Source organism: Achromobacter sp. ACM02 (assembly GCF_014851605.1).
GTDB lineage: Bacteria > Pseudomonadota > Gammaproteobacteria > Burkholderiales > Burkholderiaceae_B > Achromobacter > Achromobacter aegrifaciens.
The window spans coordinates 642,629-663,562 of sequence record NZ_JACUZY010000003.1 but is presented as its reverse complement, the minus strand read 5'-3'; the positions used below and the strand labels follow the sequence as shown (position 1 = coordinate 663,562).

21 protein-coding genes are annotated in these 20,934 nt (G+C 64.5%); 12 read left to right on the top strand and 9 right to left on the bottom strand.

The features are described 5' to 3' along the window. Positions 1 to 78 precede the first annotated feature (78 nt). Positions 79 to 2,376, top strand: a complete 2,298-nt coding sequence (locus IB258_RS11940; RefSeq protein WP_054450748.1) for an NADP-dependent malic enzyme — start codon at positions 79 to 81, stop codon at positions 2,374 to 2,376. A 6-nt stretch (positions 2,377 to 2,382) separates the two neighbouring features. Here the strand turns inward: IB258_RS11940 and IB258_RS30500 are convergent, their stop codons facing one another. Further along, entirely contained in the window at positions 2,383 to 2,511 is a 129-nt protein-coding gene (locus tag IB258_RS30500; RefSeq protein WP_255423521.1) for a hypothetical protein, read from the bottom strand. On the opposite strand from IB258_RS30500, the gene IB258_RS11935 reads away from it, so the two are divergent. Continuing rightward, a complete protein-coding gene (locus IB258_RS11935) occupies positions 2,510 to 2,962 on the top strand; it encodes a DUF2214 family protein (RefSeq protein ID WP_054450746.1) in 453 nt (150 codons plus the stop codon). The two genes, IB258_RS30500 and IB258_RS11935, sit on opposite strands and share 2 nt — an antisense overlap. A 24-nt stretch (positions 2,963 to 2,986) precedes the next feature. Here IB258_RS11935 and IB258_RS11930 read toward each other — a convergent pair whose 3' ends face one another. From IB258_RS11930 to IB258_RS11895, 8 genes are all read right to left on the bottom strand, one after another. Beyond that, the gene (locus tag IB258_RS11930) at positions 2,987 to 4,099 is read right to left on the bottom strand and encodes a hypothetical protein (protein ID WP_192352613.1); all 1,113 of its coding nucleotides are present in this window, start codon (positions 4,097 to 4,099) and stop codon (positions 2,987 to 2,989) included. A 101-nt stretch (positions 4,100 to 4,200) separates the two neighbouring features. Continuing rightward, entirely contained in the window at positions 4,201 to 5,511 is a 1,311-nt protein-coding gene (locus IB258_RS11925; protein WP_013392312.1) for a citrate synthase, read from the bottom strand. Positions 5,512 to 5,530: 19 nt separating this feature from the next. Next, positions 5,531 to 5,791, bottom strand: coding sequence for a succinate dehydrogenase assembly factor 2 (locus tag IB258_RS11920; protein WP_013392311.1), 261 nt, complete (start codon positions 5,789 to 5,791; stop codon positions 5,531 to 5,533). Between the two features lie 134 nt (positions 5,792 to 5,925). After that, a complete protein-coding gene (locus IB258_RS11915; RefSeq protein ID WP_054450743.1) occupies positions 5,926 to 6,642 on the bottom strand; it encodes a succinate dehydrogenase iron-sulfur subunit in 717 nt (238 codons plus the stop codon). An 18-nt stretch (positions 6,643 to 6,660) separates the two neighbouring features. After that, entirely contained in the window at positions 6,661 to 8,427 is a 1,767-nt protein-coding gene (sdhA, locus tag IB258_RS11910; RefSeq protein WP_225589297.1) for a succinate dehydrogenase flavoprotein subunit, read from the bottom strand. A 15-nt stretch (positions 8,428 to 8,442) separates the two neighbouring features. After that, positions 8,443 to 8,826, bottom strand: coding sequence for a succinate dehydrogenase, hydrophobic membrane anchor protein (gene sdhD / locus IB258_RS11905; RefSeq protein WP_013392308.1), 384 nt, complete (start codon positions 8,824 to 8,826; stop codon positions 8,443 to 8,445). Next, the gene (gene sdhC, locus IB258_RS11900) at positions 8,826 to 9,239 is read right to left on the bottom strand and encodes a succinate dehydrogenase, cytochrome b556 subunit (protein WP_013392307.1); all 414 of its coding nucleotides are present in this window, start codon (positions 9,237 to 9,239) and stop codon (positions 8,826 to 8,828) included. Before sdhC ends, sdhD begins: the two co-directional genes overlap by 1 nt. 121 nt (positions 9,240 to 9,360) lie before the next feature. Next, on the bottom strand, positions 9,361 to 10,140 hold the full coding sequence (locus IB258_RS11895; protein WP_042792450.1) for a GntR family transcriptional regulator: 780 nt from the start codon (positions 10,138 to 10,140) through the stop codon (positions 9,361 to 9,363). A 367-nt stretch (positions 10,141 to 10,507) separates the two neighbouring features. On the opposite strand from IB258_RS11895, the gene IB258_RS11890 reads away from it, so the two are divergent. The 10 genes from IB258_RS11890 (at position 10,508) to IB258_RS11845 (ending at position 20,905) form a co-directional block, all read left to right on the top strand. Continuing rightward, positions 10,508 to 11,497 (top strand): malate dehydrogenase, encoded by a 990-nt coding sequence (locus IB258_RS11890; protein ID WP_013392305.1) that lies wholly within the window; start codon positions 10,508 to 10,510, stop codon positions 11,495 to 11,497. A gap of 252 nt (positions 11,498 to 11,749) precedes the next feature. Further along, positions 11,750 to 12,640 (top strand): methylisocitrate lyase, encoded by an 891-nt coding sequence (gene prpB, locus IB258_RS11885; protein ID WP_054450739.1) that lies wholly within the window; start codon positions 11,750 to 11,752, stop codon positions 12,638 to 12,640. Positions 12,641 to 12,735: 95 nt separating this feature from the next. Then, on the top strand, positions 12,736 to 13,929 hold the full coding sequence (gene prpC / locus IB258_RS11880) for a 2-methylcitrate synthase (protein ID WP_042792448.1): 1,194 nt from the start codon (positions 12,736 to 12,738) through the stop codon (positions 13,927 to 13,929). 70 nt (positions 13,930 to 13,999) lie between these two features. Continuing rightward, the gene (locus IB258_RS11875; protein ID WP_192352612.1) at positions 14,000 to 15,451 is read left to right on the top strand and encodes a bifunctional 2-methylcitrate dehydratase/aconitate hydratase; all 1,452 of its coding nucleotides are present in this window, start codon (positions 14,000 to 14,002) and stop codon (positions 15,449 to 15,451) included. A gap of 99 nt (positions 15,452 to 15,550) precedes the next feature. Then, positions 15,551 to 15,979 (top strand): CopD family protein, encoded by a 429-nt coding sequence (locus IB258_RS11870; protein ID WP_175163653.1) that lies wholly within the window; start codon positions 15,551 to 15,553, stop codon positions 15,977 to 15,979. A 33-nt stretch (positions 15,980 to 16,012) separates the two neighbouring features. Beyond that, positions 16,013 to 17,749, top strand: coding sequence for a class I SAM-dependent RNA methyltransferase (locus IB258_RS11865; RefSeq protein WP_054450736.1), 1,737 nt, complete (start codon positions 16,013 to 16,015; stop codon positions 17,747 to 17,749). A gap of 246 nt (positions 17,750 to 17,995) precedes the next feature. Continuing rightward, complete coding sequence (locus tag IB258_RS11860) at positions 17,996 to 18,184, top strand: hypothetical protein (protein ID WP_006389355.1); 189 nt, start codon at positions 17,996 to 17,998, stop codon at positions 18,182 to 18,184. Between the two features lie 130 nt (positions 18,185 to 18,314). Further along, positions 18,315 to 18,833: an RDD family protein gene (locus IB258_RS11855; RefSeq protein WP_054450734.1), complete on the top strand. Its 519-nt coding sequence runs from the start codon at positions 18,315 to 18,317 to the stop codon at positions 18,831 to 18,833. Between the two features lie 147 nt (positions 18,834 to 18,980). Further along, the gene (locus tag IB258_RS11850) at positions 18,981 to 19,889 is read left to right on the top strand and encodes a DUF2167 domain-containing protein (protein ID WP_192352611.1); all 909 of its coding nucleotides are present in this window, start codon (positions 18,981 to 18,983) and stop codon (positions 19,887 to 19,889) included. Positions 19,890 to 20,032: 143 nt separating this feature from the next. Further along, entirely contained in the window at positions 20,033 to 20,905 is an 873-nt protein-coding gene (locus IB258_RS11845; protein WP_119450948.1) for a UDP-2,3-diacylglucosamine diphosphatase, read from the top strand. The last annotated feature ends 29 nt before the right edge of the window (positions 20,906 to 20,934 follow it).

Here is a 20,934-nt window from a genome sequence, read left to right as displayed (position 1 = left end):
AGAAAATACGGCGGGCCGCGAGCCCGCTTTTTGCAATCCCATTTCCTTTCCATTTAGCGCCCGCAAGGCCTGTATCCCATGGACGAAACCCTCACCAAAATGGCGTTGGACTACCACGCCTACCCCACCCCCGGCAAAATCTCGGTCACTCCGACCAAGACGCTGGCCAACCAGGACGACCTGTCCCTGGCCTACTCCCCCGGCGTGGCAGCCGCCTGCATGGCCATCTTCGACCAGGGCGATGACGCCGCCTCGAAGTACACCTCGCGCGGCAACCTGGTGGGCGTGATCACCAACGGCACCGCCGTGCTGGGCCTGGGCAACATCGGCCCGCTGGCCGCCAAGCCCGTGATGGAAGGCAAGGGCTGCCTGTTCAAGAAGTTCGCCGGCATCGACGTGTTCGACATCGAACTGGCCGAGAACGACCCCGACAAGCTGGTCGACATCATCGCCGCGCTGGAACCCACGCTGGGCGGCGTCAACCTCGAGGACATCAAGGCGCCCGAGTGCTTCTACATCGAGAAGAAGCTGCGCGAGCGCATGAAGATCCCCGTCTTCCACGACGACCAGCACGGCACCGCCATCATTTCGTCGGCCGCCATCCTGAACGGCCTGAAGGTCGTGAACAAGGACATCGGCAAGGTCAAGCTGGCCTGCTCCGGCGCCGGCGCCGCCGCCATCGCCTGCCTGGACCTGCTGGTCCACCTGGGCGTCAAGCGCGAGAACATCTACGTGGTGGATTCGCGCGGCGTGATCTGGGACGGCCGCGATGAAAACATGGAAGCCAACAAGAAGCGCTACGCGCAGAAGACCGACGCGCGCACGCTGGCCGACGTGGTCAACGGCGCCGACGTGTTCCTGGGCTGCTCGACCGCCGGCGTGCTGACCGCCGACATGGTCAAGACCATGGCCGCCAGCCCGCTGATCCTGGCGCTGGCCAATCCGGAACCGGAAATCCGTCCTGAAGTGGCCAAGGCCGCCCGCCCGGACTGCATCATCGCCACCGGCCGTTCGGACTACCCGAACCAGGTCAACAACGTGCTGTGCTTCCCCTTCATCTTCCGCGGCGCCATGGACGCCGGCGCGTCGCGCATCACGGAAGAGATGAAGCTGGCTTGCGTGAAGGCCATCGCCGAACTGGCGCAAGCCGAGCAGAACGACGAAGTGGCCCGCGCCTACGCCGGCCAGGAACTGTCGTTCGGCCCGGACTACATCATCCCCAAGCCCTTCGACCCGCGCCTGATCGTCCAGATCGCCCCCGCCGTGGCCCAGGCCGCCGCCGACTCCGGCGTAGCCGCCCGCCCCATCGAGGACATCGAAGCCTACCGCCAGAAGCTGATGGGCTTCGTGTACCACTCGGGCCAGCTGATGCGTCCGCTGTTCGCCCAGGCCAAGAAGGCGCCCAAGCGCGTCATCTACGCCGACGGCGAAGACGAGCGCGTGCTGCGCGCGGTGCAGACCGTGGCCGATGAGAAGCTGGCGTTCCCGATCCTGATCGGCCGCCCTGCCGTCATCGAAATGCGCATCAAGAAGTTCGGCCTGCGCCTGGCGGCCGGCCAGGACTTCGAGATCGTGGATCCGGAAGACGACAGCCGCTTCAACGAAACCTGGAACGCGTACTACCAGCTGAAGGGCCGCGAAGGCGTGACGCCGGCCATCGCCAAGGCGATGATCCGCAAGCACAACACGCTGATCGGCGCGATGCTGCTGCGTCGCGGCGACGCGGATGCCCTGCTGTGCGGCGTGGCCAGCAAGTACGACAACCAGCTCAAGTACATCGACGAAATCATCGGCAAGAAGGAAGGCCAGACCTACGCCGCCCTGAACGTGCTGATGCTGCCCGACCAGACGCTGTTCGTCACCGACACCCACGTCAACGAGAACCCGACGGCCGAGGAAGTCGCCAGCATCACCATCCAGGCCGCGGACGAAATGCTGCGCTTTGGCGTGGTGCCGAAGATCGCCCTGCTGTCGCACTCCAACTTCGGCAGCCGCGTGACGGAATCCTCGCGCAAGATGGCCGCCGCGCGCCAGATGGTGCAGGACCGCGCTCCCGACCTGGAAGTCGACGGCGAAATGCACGCCGACGCCGCCCTGTCGGAAAAGATCCGCGTGCTCGCCTACCCGGACAGCACGCTCAAGGGCCGCGCCAACCTGCTCGTCATGCCCACGCTGGACACCGGCAACATCACGTACAACATGCTGAAGATGACTGGCAGCAATGGCGTCGCGATGGGCCCGATCCTGCTGGGCGCGGCGCGCCCCGTGCACATCCTGACCACCAGCGCCACCGTGCGCCGCATCGTCAACATGACGGCGCTGGCCGTGGTGGACGCGCAGCAGGAAGCCGCCGAGGCCGCCAAGAAGCGCCGTTGATGATAGTCAGCCGCTGAGCAATGGGCGCCCCTCGGGGCGCCCATTTTCATTGCGCGGGCTCATGCCGCCGCGATAGCCCGCCGGCACGGGCTGATGGTAAAAACCAAGTTCAACCTTGTTTTCTGGAGTCAACATGCTGGCCGACGCCTTGTATGCCTGGTTTCACTACCTGGCCATCTTCCTGCTGGTGGTGGTCCTGACCGCCGAAGCCGTGCTGCTGCGGCCCGATCTCACTGCCGCCGGCCTCAAGCGCCTGGTCATCTATGACCGCCTCTATGCGCTGAGCGCCGTGGTGGTGCTCATCACTGGTGTGCTGCGCCTGACGCTGGGCATCAAGGGCGCCGCGTTCTACATGAGCAATCCCTGGTTCCATGCCAAGATCACGCTCTTCGTCATCATCGGGCTCTGTTCGATCGCGCCGACGATGACCTTCCTGCGCTGGGCCAAGCAGTCGCGGCAGCAGCCGGGCTTCTTGCCTGCGGCCGCCGACATCAAGCGGGCGCGGCGCTGGGTCATGATCGAATCGCACCTGTTCATCTTCCTGCCGCTGTTCGCCGTGCTGATGGCGCGCGGCATCGGCGCGTAACACCCGCCCGTGAGGGCCGTGCGCTCAAGGGCAGGATGCGCGACGGGGGGCCTCGGGTTCCTCGTCGCCCACGACGAAGGTGGCGAAGTGGAAGACGCCCACCGTGTCGTTCCGGACCACGTCCACGACCTCGCCAGCCAAGGTCTGCATCACCGACATGCCTTCCGGCACGTCCGCCTGGCCGTCGCGTGTGGCGGCCTGGCCATTCCAGGGGCTCAGCACCAGCACGCCCGGGAACGGCTCGCGCGCATCGCCGCGGCCGCGGCGCATCGACTTGACCTGGGTGCCGGCGGCATAGCTCACGCCGCCGAATCGCGTCGGGCAGGCCAGTTCCGCATCGCTGACCCGCAGCAGGCGCCGCGCCTCGTCCAGGTACAGCCGGGGCTCGCTCAAGGGCAGCCCGAATATCCGGACCGCCATCGGATCCTTGACCTCGATGCGCCAGCGGTCCGGATCGCTCGAGCCATCGGTGTAGACCGTGCCGCTGGAGCCGTAGACGATGGAACCCGGCGCAAGGTCCAGGGTTTCGGCGCGGTTGCCCGGCCCCAGCACGCACTTGTCCAGTGCCCTCATCGCGCCATCGCGCGCCACCTCGAATTCGATGTCCTGCGTGGCGTCGCACTGCCAGCCCAGCACGGTCTGGCTGCCCGCGCCACGCAGGATGACGTTGCGCGGATAGCGGCCCCGCAAGGCGTAGGTTTCGTCGTCATAGTCCGAATTGAGATAGCGCCGCGCGCTCGACGCCTGCACGCCATACATGGCCACGGGCTGCGGAAATTCCACTTCGAGATAGGTCTCCAGCTGCCCTTCGTCCTGCAGCTTCAGTCGAGTGCCCGCGGGCATGGCGATGCCGCCGACGGTCGTGACTTCCTGCAGCGTGACATTGCGGGCTGCCTCGGCACGGGCGCCCTCTCGTTCGATTTGCCAGATCACCGTCTGCACCCAGGCATAGAAGGCGAACGGCACGGCCAGCACGACGAACACCAGGGAAGAAGTCTTCCAGTACTTGCGCACCGTACGGCGCGCGCCGCCGCTGGCGACCAGGACCACGGCCCAGGCCAGCAGCGCCAGACCGGCAAGAAAACCCAGGGAAACAAAAATGTAGAAGCCAGCAGAAGGCAGCGCTATCGGAATCATGGCAAGGATGGTACACGCCAAACCATCGCGCCGCGGCCACACGGCGTACAGGCAACAAAAAACCGCCCGAAGGCGGTTTCTTGTTCAAGCCAGACTGCGTATCAACGCTTGTCCATCGGGGGCACGTCGCGCGTGACCGAACCGGTGAACAGCTGGCGCGGACGGCCGATCTTGTAATCGGGATCCGACAGCATTTCGTTCCACTGGGCGATCCAGCCCACCGTGCGGGCCAGCGCGAAGATGGCCGTGAACAGCGAGGTCGGGATGCCGATGGCGCGCTGGACGATACCCGAGTAGAAGTCCACGTTCGGGTACAGCTTGCGCTGGACGAAGTACGGATCCGACAGGGCGATGCGTTCCAGTTCCATGGCCAGCTTGAACAGCGGGTCGTTTTCCAGGCCCAGGGCCGAGAGCACTTCCTTGCAGGTTTCCTGCATCAGCTTGGCGCGCGGGTCGTAGTTCTTGTAGACGCGGTGGCCAAAGCCCATCAGGCGCACGCCCGAGTTCTTGTCCTTGACCTTCTCCATGAACTCGCCGACCTTGGCGATGCCGCCGTTGGCTTGCAGCTCTTCCAGCATCTGCAGGCAAGCTTCGTTGGCGCCGCCGTGAGCCGGGCCCCACAGGCAAGCCACGCCGGCCGAGATGGCGGCGAACGGGTTGGTGCCCGACGAACCGCACAGGCGGACGGTCGAGGTCGAAGCGTTCTGCTCGTGGTCGGCGTGCAGGATGAAGATGCGGTCCAGCGCGCGCTCGACGACTTCGTTCACCTTGTAGTCTTCGCACGGCGTGGCGAACATCATGCGCAGGAAGTTGCCCGTGTAGGACAGGTCGTTCTGCGGGTAGATGAAGGGCTGGCCTTGCGAATACTTATAGGCCATCGCGACCAGCGTCGGCATCTTGGCGATCAGGCGGATGGCCGAGATGTGACGATGCTGCGGGTTCGTGATGTCGGTGGAGTCGTGGTAGAACGCGGACAGCGCGCCGACCAGGCCGGTCAGCACGGCCATCGGGTGCGCGTCGCGACGGAAGCCGCGCAGGAAGAAGTGCAGCTGCTCGTTGACCATCGTGTGATGGGTCACTTGCGAATCGAAATCGGCCTTCTGGTCCTTGTTGGGCAGTTCGCCGTTCAGGATCAGGTAGCAGATGTCCATGAAGTCGCAATTGACGGCCAATTGCTCGATGGGGTAGCCGCGGTACAGCAGTTCGCCCTTGTCGCCGTCGATGTACGTGATGCCCGATTCGCAGGCAGCGGTGGACATGAAGCCGGGGTCAAACGTGAACATGCCCGTCTGGCCGTACAGCTTGCGGATGTCGATCACATCCGGACCAACCGTACCCTTGTAAACAGGGAACTCAATGGGGGCGCTGCCATCCGAGAAGGATAGAGTGGCTTTTTTGTCAGACAGGTTCATGTTCATTCCTCTCAATTAATCAGAGCGCGCGCATCTGGCCAATGATGCTCCGAAGCCTGGGCGTGTCCAGCGCGCCCTCAAGCTCTTTGCGGGCCAGCAGCAGGTCGAGAAGGTCGTTGTCTCCCATCTCGAAAAGCTGCGTCAATGCGGCTACGTCATCATCGGTAAGCTCAGCCTCGTGGGCATCCAGATACCGGGTGATGATCAAGTCGTTTTCGAGCAAGCCGCGGCGCGCCCGCCAACGCAAGCGCGCCCGCTCCAATTCAGTTAGCTTGCTCATCCTTCTTTACACCTTTAAAAGCCCCCACGCCGCACCCGCTACGCGGGCTTGCTGCCCCCCTTTGGGGGCGTTTTTGCCTTGGGACGGCCCGGCGGCAAAAAATGCCGCCGGAGGCAAAATGCGCTTAATAAAAACTAGACCGTACGGCGAACCATCAGTTCCTTGATCTTGCCGATCGCCTTGGTCGGGTTCAGTCCCTTGGGACAGACGTCGACGCAATTCATGATGGTGTGGCAACGGAACAGGCGGTACGGATCGTCCAGGTTGTCGAGGCGGCTGCCCGTGGCTTCGTCGCGGCTGTCGGCGATGAAGCGGTAGGCTTGCAGCAGGCCGGCCGGGCCGACGAACTTGTCCGGGTTCCACCAGAACGACGGGCAGGAAGTGGAACAGCACGCGCACAGAATGCACTCGTACAGGCCATCCAGCTCTTCGCGGGCCTCGGGCGACTGCAGACGTTCCTTTTCGGGCGGCGGCGTGTCGTTGATGAGGTACGGGCGGATCGAGTGGTACTGGTTGAAGAAGTGCGTCATGTCCACGATCAGGTCGCGGATGACGGGCAGGCCCGGCAGCGGACGCAGAACGATGGGTTCCTTCAGTTCGCGCAGGTTGGTCGTGCACGCCAGACCGTTCTTGCCGTTGATGTTCATGGCGTCCGAACCGCACACGCCTTCACGGCACGAGCGGCGCAGGGCCAGGCTGTCATCGACGTCGTTCTTGATGCGCACCAGCGCATCGAGCAGCATCTTGTCGGTCGGCTGGAGTTCGACTTCCAGCTTCTGCATGTACGGGCGCTCGTCCTTGTCCGGATCGTAGCGGTAGATTTCGAACTTGACGATTCTCTTGGTGCTCATAGTGGGCTCAATCCGGACTTAGAAGGTACGCGCCTTGGGCGGGAAGGACTCGACCGTCAGCGGCTTCATCTGCACGGGCTTGTAATCCAGGCGGCTGCCTTCGGAGTACCACAGCGTGTGCTTCAGCCAGTTCTCGTCGTCGCGCGTCGGGTGGTCGTCCAGCGCGTGCGCGCCGCGGCTTTCGGTGCGGTTGGCGGCCGACTTGATCGTGGCGCGGGCCACTTCGGTCATGTTCGCCAATTCCAGCGCCTCGACGCGCGCGGTGTTGAACACCTTGGACTTGTCCTTGAAGTAGATGTTGTCGGCTTGCTTGGCCAGATCTTCGATCTGGGTCACGCCTTCGTTCAGCAGTTCCAGCGTGCGGAACACGCCGCAGTGGCGCTGCATCGAGAAGCGGATGGCGTTGCCGATGTCCTGGGTCTTCTCGCCCGAAGTGCGCGATTCCAGCTTGTTGATGCGGTCCAGCGAGAATTCGACGGCTTGCTGCGGCACGGGCTGGTGCGCGTGCTGGCGTTCCGGATGCGAATTGACGATGTGGTTGCCGGTGGCGCGACCGAACACGATCAGGTCCAGCAGCGAGTTGGTGCCCAGGCGGTTGGCGCCGTGCACCGACACCGCGGCGCATTCGCCGATGGCGTACAGGCCGTTGACGATCTTGTTCTCGCCGTTTTCGCGCGTCAGCACCTGGCCGTGGTAGTTGGCCGGAATGCCGCCCATCTGGTAGTGGATGGTCGGAACGACGGGGATCGGTTCCTTGATCGGGTCCACGTTGCCGAACTTGATCGCGATTTCGCGGATCGAGGGCAGACGCTTGTTGATCACGTCGGCGCCCAGGTGATCCAGCTTGAGGACCACGTAGCTGCCGTCCGGACCGCAGCCGCGGCCTTCCTTGATTTCCTGGTCCATCGAGCGGGACACGAAGTCGCGCGGGGCCAGATCCTTCAGCGTGGGCGCATAGCGCTCCATGAAGCGTTCGCCATCCTTGTTCAGCAGGATGCCGCCTTCGCCGCGCACGCCTTCGGTGATCAGCACGCCGGCGCCGGCCACGCCGGTCGGGTGGAATTGCCAGAATTCCATGTCCTGCAGCGGAATGCCCGCGCGGGCGGCCATGCCCAGGCCATCACCGGTGTTGATGAAGGCGTTGGTGGAAGCGGCCCAGATGCGGCCGGCGCCGCCGGTGGCCAGCACCGTGGTCTTGGCTTCCAGGATGTAGATTTCGCCCGTTTCCATTTCCAGGGCGGTCACGCCCACGACGTCGCCCGCTTCGTTGCGCAGCAGGTCCAGCGCCATCCATTCGACGAAGAACTGGGTACGCGCGGCGACGTTGCGCTGGTAGAGGGTGTGCAGCAGCGCGTGGCCGGTGCGGTCGGCAGCGGCACAGGCGCGCTGGACCGGCTTTTCACCGAAGTTGGCGGTGTGGCCGCCGAACGGACGCTGGTAGATGGTGCCGTCGGGGTTGCGGTCGAACGGCATGCCGAAGTGCTCGAGCTCGTACACGGCGTTCGGCGCTTCACGGCACATGAATTCGATGGCGTCCTGGTCGCCCAGCCAGTCCGAACCCTTGACGGTGTCGTACATGTGCCAGTACCAGTTGTCTTCGCTCATGTTGCCCAGCGAGGCGCTCACGCCGCCCTGTGCGGCAACCGTGTGCGAACGCGTGGGGAACACCTTGGACAGCACTGCAACGGACAGGCCCGCTTGGGACAGTTGCAGCGAACAACGCATGCCGGCTCCACCGGCGCCAACGACCACCACATCAAACTGGCGGCGCGGCAGGGATTTCATGACAGAGACCACGGCTTAAATGCTCCAGAGGATTTGCGCGAAGTAAACGACCGAACCGACCAGCCAGAGGATCGTCAGCACTTGCAGCAGCAGGCGCACGCCCACCGACTTGACGTAGTCCATCCAGATGTCGCGCACACCAATCCAGGCATGCCAGGCCAGCGCAATGAATGCAAGGGTGGCCAGGATCTGGCCAACCGGAAGAACGCCCACGTAGAAGTTGAACAGCGCGGTCCAGTGCTCGTACGTGAAGGCCGGCATCATCAGGATGCCGATGAGCAGCACCAGCGTATACACGGCCATGATGACGGCGGTGATGCGCTGGATGATGAAATCCATGACGCCGTAATGGGCGCCCACGACCAGACGCTTGGGTCCGTAGTTTTTGACGTCGGCCATTACAGCACTCCGAACAGTTTGAGAGCGAACACCAGGGTCAGCGCCAGGCTCACCCCGAAAACCACGCCGGCGCTCTTCTTGGCCGACAGCTTGTCGATACCGATGTGCAGGTCCAGCAGCAGGTAGCGGATGCCGGCACAGAAGTGGTGCAGATAGCCCCAGATCAGGACCAGGAAGACAAGCTTGACGATCGGGTTGCCGGCGTACGCGGCCACGGCTGCGAACGTCTGCGGTGCGGCCACGCTGGCCGCGAACAGCGGCAGAATGACCAAGGGAAGACAGAGGAACAGCAGCGCACCGCTGACGCGGTGCAGGATGGACAGCTTGCCGGCCAGGGGCAGGCGGTAGCTGGCGAGTTGCGCAATACCAATATTGCGAAACTGCGGACGTGGCTTGGCAGCGGTGTCGGACATGACGGCCTCGGTGTTTCGGAACTAGGGAATCGTTACGGCGGAAATGCCGTAGCCCTTGCGGGCAAACACGGTATTTTCGCCCAGAGATAGGGTCGGTATCAAATCGTAGGTAAAAAACTCATCAATTCAGACTATTGCGGTAGTGGTATCGATCGGTCAAGTACAACCCCCGGCGGATTTCCATGGGGCGGTCACCATACGTATAAGACACCCTATCAACCTGCAACAACGGCGTCCCGGCGGGAACATTAAGCAGCGGACAGACCTCGGCCGGCGCGATCACCGCGCGCAGCTTTTCGTCCGCGCGCACCATGCTCACGCCGAATTCGGATTCGAACAGACCGTAGAGCGGCGCCTTGTTGGCGGTCAACAGCTCCAGGGTCAGTCCACGGAAGATGGAACCAGGCAGCCAGATGTCGTCCACGACGGTGGGCGTCTGCCCCATGGACAGCAGGCGGCGGATCATGACGACGGTTTCGCCGGCACGCAGGTCCAGGGCGCGCGCGATCTCGGCGGGCGCCCGCAGGCGCCGGCATTCCAGGATGCGGCTTTCGGCCCGGCCGGCCTCGCCTTCGTCATCGGCGGCCAGGCGCAGGAAGCGGTAGCGCACGCGCGCTTCGTGGTGGGTGGCGACGAAAGTGCCCTTGCCCTGGCGGCGCAGCAGCATGTGCTCGGCAGCCAGCTCATCGACCGCCTTGCGCACCGTGCCCTGGCTTACCTGGAAACGGGCAGCCAGATCGATTTCGCTGGGGATGAGTTCGCCGGGCTTCCATTCGCCGCGTTCCAGGCTCTGGACAAGCAGATCCTTGATTTGCCGGTAGAGCGGACTGAAAGCGGCCCCCTCGCCCGCCGTGCGGGCGGCGCGAATGCGTAAGGAGGTTTCGGGCCGGGGCTCTGCCATGGATCTTTTTGATTGAGTCATGTTTATCCGGGGAAGTGGGAGAGCGGCGCAAGGCAGCGAACCCATCCGCAATGCGCTGCCGCCGCCAGTGTTCTGGCTTGATACAGGCGCGCAACCGAAACCGGGTTGCGGCGCATTCGAATAAACGCTCTATTGTGGCATATCGGCCGGGCGGCTGTCCAACGTCTTATGTCTTATATAAGATAGAAGAGCAATTGACGGACACGTAAATTCGATCTAGGATTCAACGCTGTCCGGGCCCCGCGCCTGCCGCTGCGCACGCCGTTGCACACGCGTTGATTTTCACGCCCAACGATTACACTGCTTGGTGAGATTTTTTCTCGCCAAACCATTACGGAGAACGTCCATGTCCAAGCCTGCCTTGCGTGTCGCCGTCACCGGCGCCGCCGGCCAAATCGGTTACGCACTGCTATTCCGCATCGCCTCCGGCGAAATGCTGGGTAAAGATCAACCCGTCATCCTGCAACTGCTGGAAATCCCCGACGAGAAAGCGCAAAAGGCCCTGAAGGGCGTCATCATGGAACTGGATGACTGCGCCTTCCCGCTGCTGCAAGAAGTCACCGCCCACAGCGACCCGCGCACCGCCTTCAAGGACGCCGACGTGGCCCTGCTGGTTGGCGCCCGCCCGCGCGGCCCCGGCATGGAACGCAAGGACCTGCTGTCGGTCAATGCCCAGATCTTCACGGCTCAGGGCAAGGCCCTGAACGACGTCGCCAGCCGCAACGTCAAGGTCCTGGTCGTCGGCAACCCGGCCAACACCAACGCCTACATCGCCATGAAGTCGGCGCCGGACCTGCCCGCCAAGAACTTCACCGCCATGCTGCGCCTGGACCACAACCGCGCCCTGTCGCAACTGGCTGCCAAGTCCGGCAAGGCCGTCGCCGACATCGAAAAGCTGGTCGTGTGGGGCAACCACTCGCCCACGATGTACCCCGACTACCGCTTCGCCACCGTCGGCGGCGAATCGCTGTCCAAGCTGATCAACGACGACGCCTGGAACCGCGACACGTTCATCCCCACCGTGGGCAAGCGCGGCGCCGCCATCATCGAAGCCCGCGGCCTGTCCTCGGCCGCTTCGGCTGCCAACGCCGCCATCGACCACGTCCGTGACTGGGTCCTGGGCAGCAACGGCAAGTGGGTCACGATGGGCATCCCGTCGGACGGCTCCTACGGCATCCCCGAAGGCATCATCTACGGCGTGCCGGTCACGACCGAAAACGGCGAATACAAGCGCATCGAAGGCCTGGAAATCGACGCCTTCTCGCGCGAGCGCCTGGACTTCACGCTGAAAGAGCTCCTCGAAGAGCGCGACGGCGTCAAGGACCTGCTGAAGTAAGCAGCGCATGAGTAAAGAATTGGGCCCGTTTGCGCGGGCCCAATTCCTAGGCAAGACCGAAACATAAACCTGTCCCTTTGCCCCTGCGCAAAGGAATGTCGCGAAGGGGACAGATTTATTTTCCGGGCCCGCGGTAAGGTCAGGAACCAGGACGGGACGCATCCCGGCCTGGCCTGCAACGCGCCAGTCCGCAGTCCAGTCGTTTCATCCGGGGCCCACGAAAACACCCGGTCCAAATTACGGAGACCACCCATGTCCAGACCCGAATCCGCCGGCGCCCTCTTTCGCCGCGCGCTTGCCGAAGAAAGCCCCCTGCAGATCATCGGCGCCATCAACGCCAATCACGCGCTGTTGGCCAAGCGCGCCGGCTACCGCGCCATCTACCTGTCCGGCGGCGGCGTCGCGGCTGGTTCGCTGGGCCTGCCCGACCTGGGCATCAACACCATGGACGACGTCCTGACGGACGTGCGCCGCATCACCGACGTCTGCGACGTGCCCCTGGTGGTCGACATCGATACCGGCTTCGGCCCGTCGGCGTTCAACATCGCCCGCAGCGTCAAGAGTCTGATCAAGTTCGGCGCCGCCGCCTGCCACATCGAAGACCAGGTCGGCGCCAAGCGCTGCGGCCATCGCCCCGGCAAGGAAATCGTCTCGACCGAAGAAATGGCCGACCGCGTCAAGGCCGCGGCCGACGCCCGCACCGATACGGACTTCTACCTGATCGCCCGCACCGACGCGATTGCCTCCCATGGCGTGGACGCCGCCATCGAGCGCGCGCTGGCCTGCGTGGAAGCGGGCGCCGACGCGATCTTCGCCGAAGCCGCCTACGACCTGCCTACCTACGACCGCTTCGTCAAGGCGGTCAAGGTGCCGGTGCTGGCCAACATCACCGAATTCGGCAAGACGCCGCTGTTCTCGGTGGAAGAACTGAAGAGCGTGGGCGTAGGCATGGTGCTCTACCCGCTGTCGGCCTTCCGCGCCATGAACAAGGCAGCCGAAGCGGTCTACACCGCCATCCGCCGCGATGGCCACCAGAAGAACGTGGTGGACCTGATGCAGACGCGCGAGGAACTGTACGACCGCATCGGTTACCACGAATTCGAATCGAAGCTGGACGCGCTGTTCCAGAAGGGCAAGGCCTAAGCCAGCCCACGGTTTCCGGCGTCGCGGCAGCCGCCCGGCGCCTTGCATGCCCACCCCCAATAGCAACGACCATCGCGAAAGGAAGGAGTAGAGACATGAGCACGGCTCCCAAGAAGCAAGTGGCCAAGACGGACGCCCAGCCGGAAGAAAAAGCCGGCTTCAAGCCCAAGAAGTCGGTTGCGCTGTCCGGCGTCGTCGCCGGCAACACCGCACTGTGCACGGTCGGCCGCAGCGGCAACGACCTGCACTACCGCGGCTACGACATCCTGGACATCGCCGACGCCAGCGAGTTCGAGGAAATCGCCCACTTGCTCGTCCACGGCAAGCTGCCGAACAAGGCCGAACTGAAGGCCTACAAGGAAAAGCTGCGCAGCCTGCGCGGCCTGCCCGCCCAGCTGCAAGCCGCGCTGGAAGCCTTGCCCGCCGCCAGCCACCCGATGGACGTGATGCGCACCGCCGTGTCCGTGCTGGGCTGCGTGCTGCCTGAAAAAGACGACCACAACACCCCGGGCGCGCGCGACATCGCCGACCGCCTGATGGCCAACCTGGGCTCGGCGCTGCTGTACTGGTACCACTACAGCCACAACGGCCGCATCATCGACGTGCAGACGGACGACGACAGCATCGGCGGCCACTTCCTGCACCTGCTGCACGGCGAAAAGCCCAGCGACGAGTGGGTCAAGGCCATGCACATCTCGCTGAACCTGTACGCCGAACACGAGTTCAACGCGTCCACGTTCACGGCCCGCGTCATCGCCGGCACCGGCTCGGACATGTTCTCCGCCATCTCGGGCGCCATCGGCGCGCTGCGCGGCCCCAAGCACGGCGGCGCCAACGAAGTGGCCTTCGACGTGCAGAAGCGCTATGAAACCCCGGACGAGGCCGAGGCCGACATCCGCCGCCGCGTCGAAGCCAAGGAAGTTATCATCGGCTTTGGCCACCCCGTCTATACCGTGTCCGACCCGCGCAACAAGGTCATCAAGGAAGTGGCCAAGAAGCTGTCCAAGAAGGCCGGCAGCACCAAGATGTTCGACATCGCCGAACGCTTGGAAACGGTCATGTGGGACATCAAGAAGATGTTCCCCAACCTGGACTGGTTCTCGGCCGTCAGCTATCACATGATGGGAGTCCCCACCGCCATGTTCACGCCGCTGTTCGTCATCGCGCGCACGGCGGGCTGGTCGGCCCACATCATCGAGCAGCGCATCGACAACAAGATCATCCGCCCCACCGCCAATTACGTGGGCCCGGAAGACCAGAAGTTCGTGCCGCTGGAAAAGCGCAAGTAAGCCACGACACCAGGGCGCGGACGAGGGCACGGCATGGCCACCTGTATTCATTCCATGGAGAGGTACCGCTATGTCTGCCCCGATCTCCAACGTCCGTCCCGATCCCGACCTGGTTCTGGTCGATATCGCCGACTACGTCCTGAAGTATGAAATCCAGAGCGGCCTGGCGTACGAAACGGCGCGCAACTGCCTGATCGACACGCTGGGCTGCGGCCTGGAAGCGCTGGAGTATCCAGCGTGCAGGAAACTGCTGGGGCCCATCGTCCCCGGCACGACCGTGCCCCACGGCGCCAAGGTGCCGGGCACGCAATTCCAGCTCGATCCCGTGCAGGCCGCCTTCAACATCGGCACGATGATCCGCTGGCTGGACTTCAACGACACCTGGCTGGCCGCCGAATGGGGCCACCCGTCCGACAACCTGGGCGGCATCCTGGCCACCGCCGACTGGCTGTCCCGCACGGCGGTCGCGGCCGGCAAACCGCCCCTGCTGATGCGCGACGTGCTGACCGGCATGATCAAGGCGCACGAGATCCAGGGCTGCATCGCACTGGAAAACTCCTTCAACAAGGTCGGCCTGGACCACGTCGTGCTGGTGAAAGTTGCCTCCACCGCCGTGGTGGCGCAGATGCTGGGCCTGAGCCGCGATGAAGTGATCAATGCGGTGTCGCTGGCCTGGGTCGATGGCCAGAGCCTGCGCACCTATCGCCACGCGCCCAATACCGGCAGCCGCAAGAGCTGGGCCGCGGGCGACGCCACCAGCCGCGCCGTGCGCCTGGCGCTGATCGCCCGGACCGGCGAAATGGGCTATCCGTCCGTGCTGACGGCCAAGACCTGGGGCTTTTACGACGTGCTGTTCAAAGGCCAGCCGTTCCGGTTCCAGCGCCCCTACGGCAGCTACGTGATGGAAAACGTGCTGTTCAAGATTTCGTTTCCAGCCGAATTCCATGCGCAGACCGCCGTCGAGTGCGCAATGGAACTCCACGCCCGGCTGCAGGCCGCCGGCAAGAACGCCGACGACATCGCGAAAATCACAATCCGCACGCACGAAGCCTGCATCCGCATCATCGACAAGAAGGGACCGCTGGCCAACCCGGCCGACCGGGACCACTGCATCCAGTACATGGTGGCGGTACCGACGCTGTTCGGCCGCCTGACCGCGGCCGACTACGAGGACGCGGTGGCGCGGGATCCACGCATCGACGCGCTGCGCGACAAGATTGTGTGTGTCGAAGACCCGGCTTACACCCGCGACTATCACGACCCCGACAAGCGTTCGATCGCCAATGCGCTGACGGTGGAATTCAAGGACGGCACGCGGCTGGACGAGATCGTCTGCGAGTACCCCATCGGCCACAAGCGCCGCCGCCCCGAAGGCATACCGCTGCTGGAAACCAAGTTCCGCACCAATCTGGCGCGCATGTTTCCAGCCCGCCAGCAAGACCGCATCCTGCAGGCCTCGCTGGACCAGAAGCGGCTGGAAGCCATGCCGGTCCACGAGTACGTCGACCTGTACGTGATCTGAGCCGCCTCCCCGCAAAGCCCTGCCCGCGGGGCTTTGCCTCTTGGCCTGAACGCGTAGTGGCGCAGCTTACAATGCGGCTTTCCTCGACTGGATCGCGCCATGGCCATGCTTTGGGTCAAGACCTTTCATATTGTCTTTATCGCTTCCTGGTTCGCCGGCCTGTTCTACCTGCCGCGCATATTCGTGAATCTGGCGCAGCAATCGGACCCCGCGGTCCAGACCACCCTGCTGGGCATGGCGCGCCGCCTGTACCGTTTCACCACCATCCTGGCCGTGGTCGCGGTGGTATTCGGCATGTGGCTCTATCTGGGTTATCGCATCGGCGTGGGCCCCGGCAACGGCTGGATGCACGCCAAGCTCTTTTTCGTCCTGCTCGTCATCGGCTACCATCACGCCTGTGGCCTGATGCTGCGCAAATTCGAACAGGGCAAAAACACCCGTTCGCACAAGTTCTATCGCTGGTTCAACGAAGTTCCCGTCTTGCTGCTCTTGGTGGTGGTGGCGCTGGTCGTCGTCAAACCCTTCTGATACCCCTACCTCTGCACATTCGCCAGGATTCGTATGTCCTCTGATGAACAGGACCGCCCGCGCAAGACGCTGACGATCAAGAAAACGGCGCGCGACGCCTATGCCGAAGACGCCCCCAAGCGCACCCGCAGCGGCGCCCGCGCCCGTCTGGTCGCGCAACAGGAGCGCACCAAGGAAAGCATCGAACGCCAGAAAGATCCCGCCGCCTATCAGCGGCGCAAGGACGAGGAAGCGCGTGGCCCGCGCGGCGCCGGCCGCGGCCAGTCCGCGCGCGGCGCGTCGGACCGGGCGGCGCCGGGACGCGGCGCCTCGGACCGGGCGGCATCGGGGCGACCTGCTACGGACCGCAAGCGGGCCGACAGCCCGCGCCGCGAAACTGAATCCGGCGGCCGCTCCGGCCGCGCCCCGCAGCGCGCGCCGCGCCTGCGCGACGATCAGTACATCGCGCCGGCCACCCCGGCGGGACGCTTCTACGACCCGTTCGAGGACGACGGTCCGGCGCCGGAATATCAGGCTGAACCCGAGCACGAATCGGATTTTGTCGAAGCACGTAACCGGGACCAAGACCACCGCGAACCCGCCGTCGAGGTCCGCAGCCGCCGTCCGCGCGAAACCCGCCAGGCGGAAACATTTCCCATCTTCGCCCCCTGCCCGCAAGGACTGGAAGAGGCGCTGACGGCCGAAATGCAGGCGCTGGGCTTCGAGGACGCCCAGGCCGGCCGCGCTGGCTGCTCGTTCACGGCCGATTGGGCCGGCGTGCAGCGCGCCAACCTGTATTCGCGCCTGGCCACCCGTATCCTGGTGCAGGTCGCCCATGCCGAGATTTCGCACGAAGACGACATCCTGGACCTGGCCCGCGACACTCCCTGGGAGCGCTGGTTCGGCGCGGAGCAGACCCTGCGCGTGGATACCTCGGCCATCAAGAGCCCGGTGCAAAGCCTGCAGTACTGCAATTTGCGCGCCAAGGACGGCATCTGCGACCGCCTGCGCGAACTGGAAGGCGAACGCCCCAGCATCGACACCGTGCGTCCGGACGCCCGCGTGCACCTGTTCCTGACCGGGCATACCGCGACGCTGTACCTGGACACCTCGGGCGAGTCGCTGTTCAAGCGCGGCTGGCGCCTGGACAAGGGCGAGGCGCCGCTGCGCGAGAACCTGGCCGCAGGCATGCTGGCGTTGGCGGGCTGGGATCCGGCCGCCCCGCTGCTGGATCCGTTCTGCGGATCGGGCACCATCCTGATCGAGGCTGCCTGGATCGCCCTCGGCGTGCCCCCGGGCATCTCGCGCCCGTTCGGCTTCGAACGCCTGCGCGGACATGACGCCTACCGCTGGCGCGACCTGAAGGACGATGCCCGCGCGCGCATCCTGCCGCAACTGGACGCGCCGCTGGTCGGCTACGACCTGGACCCGCGCGCGATCGAATTCGCCCGCAACAACGCCGAACGCGCCTGGCTGACCGAAGACTCGATCCGCTTCGAGGTCGGCGATGCCCGCCACGTCACGGCGCCCGCCGACCACGGCTGGATCGTCACCAACCCGCCCTATGGCGAGCGCATGGGGACCGAACAGGACGCGGATCTGTGGCGCGACTGGGCCACCTGCCTGAAGCGCAATTTCGCGGGCTGGCAACTGCACGTCATCACCAGCGACCTCACCTTGCCCAACCAGATGCGCTTGAAGCCCAAGCGCCGCGTGCCGCTGCACAACGGTTCGCTGGACTGCCGCCTGTTCGGTTTCGAGCTGGTCGCGGCCGGTTACCGCGACGCCTGAGCCCCCCTGCGCCCCGGGAGGTTTCGGCCCCCGGGCGCCCCCTTCCTCTTGAACAGCGCGTTGTAAAGGCGCCGCAACATGGCGCGCTTATCTTTGCTTATGGTTTTCCCCAGCACTGTTTGAGCGCATCATCGCACCAAGGTGTTGCCAATATGCACCAGGCACTTGCACAAGTTCAGGGTTAACCCCTATAATTCGGGTTATCCCTAGTAGCTAAACAAACAGTGCAAGCCCGTGGAGGCTATTGTGATCAACCCGAACAACACTATCCGCCTGACCGACGAACTCGAGCGCCAACTGATGCTCCAGGCTATCGAAGAACAATTCCGTCCGCACCCGATGCGGGCGTTGGCCGCCGGCCTGCGTAAGCTGGCCCACGGCATCCGTGCCCTGGCTGGCAAGACGAGCGCCAAGAACGCGCACTCCGCCGCCTGAGCAAGGCCCCAGGCTTACGGCCTGAACAGTTTTCCCCTTGGGGGCTGCATAGCCCCTTTTAAGACCCGCCCTTACCGGTGGGTTTTTTTTTGCCTTGGAAGGCCTGGGCTTTGTCGGATAATAGCGACCCATGACGACCGACGCCCTCCTCGACCAGACCCCCAACCGGCTGCGCCGGTTCGCCTGCATGATGTACGAAGCCGTGCTGCTGTTTGGCGTGGTGTTCCTGGCTGGCTACCTGCTGGATACCCTGACCCAGAGCAAGAACGCGCTGGAATTGCGCGGCGCCCGGCAGGCCTGGCTGTTCGTCGCCATCGGAGCGTATTTCGTGCTGTGCTGGCGCCGCCGCGGCCAGACCCTGCCCATGAAAACCTGGAACATCCGCCTGGTCGACCGCGACGGCAACACCCCGTCCACGACCCGCCTGATGTTGCGCTACGTCCTGGTCTGGCCTCTGGTGCTGGCCGGCGCGGCGGTCGTGTGGGCGGCCGCCAGCGCCACCGGCTGGCCTTCGATGGACATGTTCATCGTCGCCGCGCCCTTCACCATCTTCGTCTGGTCCTGGTTCGATCCCGACGGCCAGTTCCTGCACGATCGCATCCTGGGCACGCGGCTGCGCAACGCGCCGCGCCACAAGAAGGCCCGCTAGCCTGCGCCGGCAGCGTCAGCCGCCGCGCCGTATACATTCTGCGACAAACGGCAACATCGTGCGCCGAATTAGCCTTTTGCTTTCAGAAAGTTGAAAGTCGACCGCAAAGACAATGGGGCCCCTTTTTTCAGACGCCCTAGAACCATCATGCGCGCTTTCCTTTCCCGTGTTGCGCTGGCCGCCGCCAGCGCCCTGTTCCTGCTGCCCGCCGGCGCCCTGGCGCAGAACGCCGCCGCCCAACAGGAAATCGAAGCGGCCACCAAGGCCGCCTTCGCCGCTGCCCAGGAAGGGCCCGCCGACGTCAAGCTGGGCGAGCAGGCGGTCGTGCATCTGCCCGAATCCATGTTCTTCGTGCCGCGCCTGCAGGCGGACCGGCTGATGGCGGCCTACGGCAACGGCAAGGATCCTTCCCTGCTGGGCGTGGTGATGCCCAAGAACGACGATGACGATTGGGTCATCACCGTCAATTTCGACAAGGCCGGCTACATCAAGGACGACGACGCCAAGAACTGGAACGTCAACGAATTGCTGGACAGCCTGCGCGAAGGCACCGAGCAGTCCAACGAAGAGCGCAAGAAGCGTGGCTTCCCCGAACTGATCATGGACGGCTGGGTCGAGGCGCCGAAGTACGACAGCAACTCGCAGCGCCTGGTCTGGTCGGTCGCGGTCAAGCACAAGGGCGAAAGCGCCACCGAGAACCCCACCGTCAACTACAACACCTACGCGCTGGGCCGCGACGGCTACATCACGCTGGACCTGATCACGCAGAAGAGCATGGTGCCCAAGGACAAGACGGCCGTGCTGACCCTGCTGGACAACCTGAACTACGTCGAAGGCAAGCGCTACGCCGACTTCAACTCCTCGACCGACAAGGTGGCCGAGTACGGCCTGGCCGCCCTGGTGGCTGGCGTAGCGGCCAAGAAACTGGGCCTGTTCGCCGTGATCGCCGCCTTCCTGGCCAAGTTCGCCAAGGTCGGCCTGCTGGCCGCGGCCGCGCTGGGCGGCGGCATCTGGAAGCGCCTGCGGGCCAAGAAGGCCAACCCGCAGCAGCCCTGACCGCCGACTCCGGTCGCGGCCCCCCGAACCCATGAACCCGATGCACGGCAGTCCGCCGTGCATCGCAGAACCTCGCCCGCCGTCACAACAGCGTCACGCAGCGTTCACGTTCCGGTCATCGCCGGATGGTTTCATTCCCAGGCATGAGCACAGCCCCTGGGAAAGCGACCGTGAACGAAATCCGCCCCGCGCACTGGCGCGCCCTCTGGATTTCCGATATTCACCTGGGCACCGCCGGGTGCAAGGCGGAATTCCTCCTCGACTTCCTGGATCACAACGATTCCGACACGCTCTACCTGGTGGGGGACATCGTCGACGGCTGGCAGCTGCGCAAGCACTGGCACTGGCCCCGGGCGCACAACGACGTCATCCAGCGCATCCTGCGCAAGGCGCGCAACGGCACCCGGGTCGTGTTCATCCCGGGCAACCATGACGAATTCGCGCGCGAGTTCGCTGGCTATGCCTTCGGCGACATCGAGATCCTGGACGAGGACGTGCACACCACCGCCAAGGGGCAGCGCCTGCTGGTGCTGCATGGCGACCAGTTCGACGGCGTGATCCAGCACAGCCGCTGGCTGGCCCACCTGGGCGACGGGCTCTACCAACTGGCGCTGTGGATCAACCATCATTTCAACCGGCTGCGCCACCGCCTGGGACTGCATTACTGGTCCCTGTCGCAATACCTGAAGCACAAGGTCAAGAACGCCGTGTCCTTCATCACGGACTTCGAAGAGGCGCTGGCGGGCGAAGCCCGGCGACGGGGCCTGGACGGCGTGGTCTGCGGCCATATCCACAAGGCCGAACTGCGCTACGTGGGCGAGATCCTCTACTGCAACGACGGCGACTGGGTGGAGAGCCTGTCCGCCCTGGCGGAGACGCACGACGGCCAGCTCCAGTTGCTGGACTGGGCCACTGTCATGGCGGATCGCGAAGCCGATCCCGCCGCCCGGCCGCCCCGCTCGCTGACGCTGCCGGCCCTGCCCTCCGCACTGCGCCGCCAAGGCAAACACCCGTGATAACCCGTATGCGTCCCCGTTACGCAACG

Coding starts and splice junctions, on each gene's coding strand:
- IB258_RS11940 (WP_054450748.1), top strand. CDS start 79: ATGGACGAAACCCTCACCAAAATGGCGTTGGACTACCACGCCTACCCC.
- IB258_RS11935 (WP_054450746.1), top strand. CDS start 2,510: ATGCTGGCCGACGCCTTGTATGCCTGGTTTCACTACCTGGCCATCTTC.
- IB258_RS30500 (WP_255423521.1), bottom strand. CDS start 2,511: ATGTTGACTCCAGAAAACAAGGTTGAACTTGGTTTTTACCATCAGCCC.
- IB258_RS11930 (WP_192352613.1), bottom strand. CDS start 4,099: ATGATTCCGATAGCGCTGCCTTCTGCTGGCTTCTACATTTTTGTTTCC.
- IB258_RS11925 (WP_013392312.1), bottom strand. CDS start 5,511: ATGAACCTGTCTGACAAAAAAGCCACTCTATCCTTCTCGGATGGCAGC.
- IB258_RS11920 (WP_013392311.1), bottom strand. CDS start 5,791: ATGAGCAAGCTAACTGAATTGGAGCGGGCGCGCTTGCGTTGGCGGGCG.
- IB258_RS11915 (WP_054450743.1), bottom strand. CDS start 6,642: ATGAGCACCAAGAGAATCGTCAAGTTCGAAATCTACCGCTACGATCCG.
- sdhA (WP_225589297.1), bottom strand. CDS start 8,427: ATGAAATCCCTGCCGCGCCGCCAGTTTGATGTGGTGGTCGTTGGCGCC.
- sdhD (WP_013392308.1), bottom strand. CDS start 8,826: ATGGCCGACGTCAAAAACTACGGACCCAAGCGTCTGGTCGTGGGCGCC.
- sdhC (WP_013392307.1), bottom strand. CDS start 9,239: ATGTCCGACACCGCTGCCAAGCCACGTCCGCAGTTTCGCAATATTGGT.
- IB258_RS11895 (WP_042792450.1), bottom strand. CDS start 10,140: ATGGCAGAGCCCCGGCCCGAAACCTCCTTACGCATTCGCGCCGCCCGC.
- IB258_RS11890 (WP_013392305.1), top strand. CDS start 10,508: ATGTCCAAGCCTGCCTTGCGTGTCGCCGTCACCGGCGCCGCCGGCCAA.
- prpB (WP_054450739.1), top strand. CDS start 11,750: ATGTCCAGACCCGAATCCGCCGGCGCCCTCTTTCGCCGCGCGCTTGCC.
- prpC (WP_042792448.1), top strand. CDS start 12,736: ATGAGCACGGCTCCCAAGAAGCAAGTGGCCAAGACGGACGCCCAGCCG.
- IB258_RS11875 (WP_192352612.1), top strand. CDS start 14,000: ATGTCTGCCCCGATCTCCAACGTCCGTCCCGATCCCGACCTGGTTCTG.
- IB258_RS11870 (WP_175163653.1), top strand. CDS start 15,551: ATGGCCATGCTTTGGGTCAAGACCTTTCATATTGTCTTTATCGCTTCC.
- IB258_RS11865 (WP_054450736.1), top strand. CDS start 16,013: ATGTCCTCTGATGAACAGGACCGCCCGCGCAAGACGCTGACGATCAAG.
- IB258_RS11855 (WP_054450734.1), top strand. CDS start 18,315: ATGACGACCGACGCCCTCCTCGACCAGACCCCCAACCGGCTGCGCCGG.
- IB258_RS11850 (WP_192352611.1), top strand. CDS start 18,981: ATGCGCGCTTTCCTTTCCCGTGTTGCGCTGGCCGCCGCCAGCGCCCTG.
- IB258_RS11845 (WP_119450948.1), top strand. CDS start 20,033: ATGAGCACAGCCCCTGGGAAAGCGACCGTGAACGAAATCCGCCCCGCG.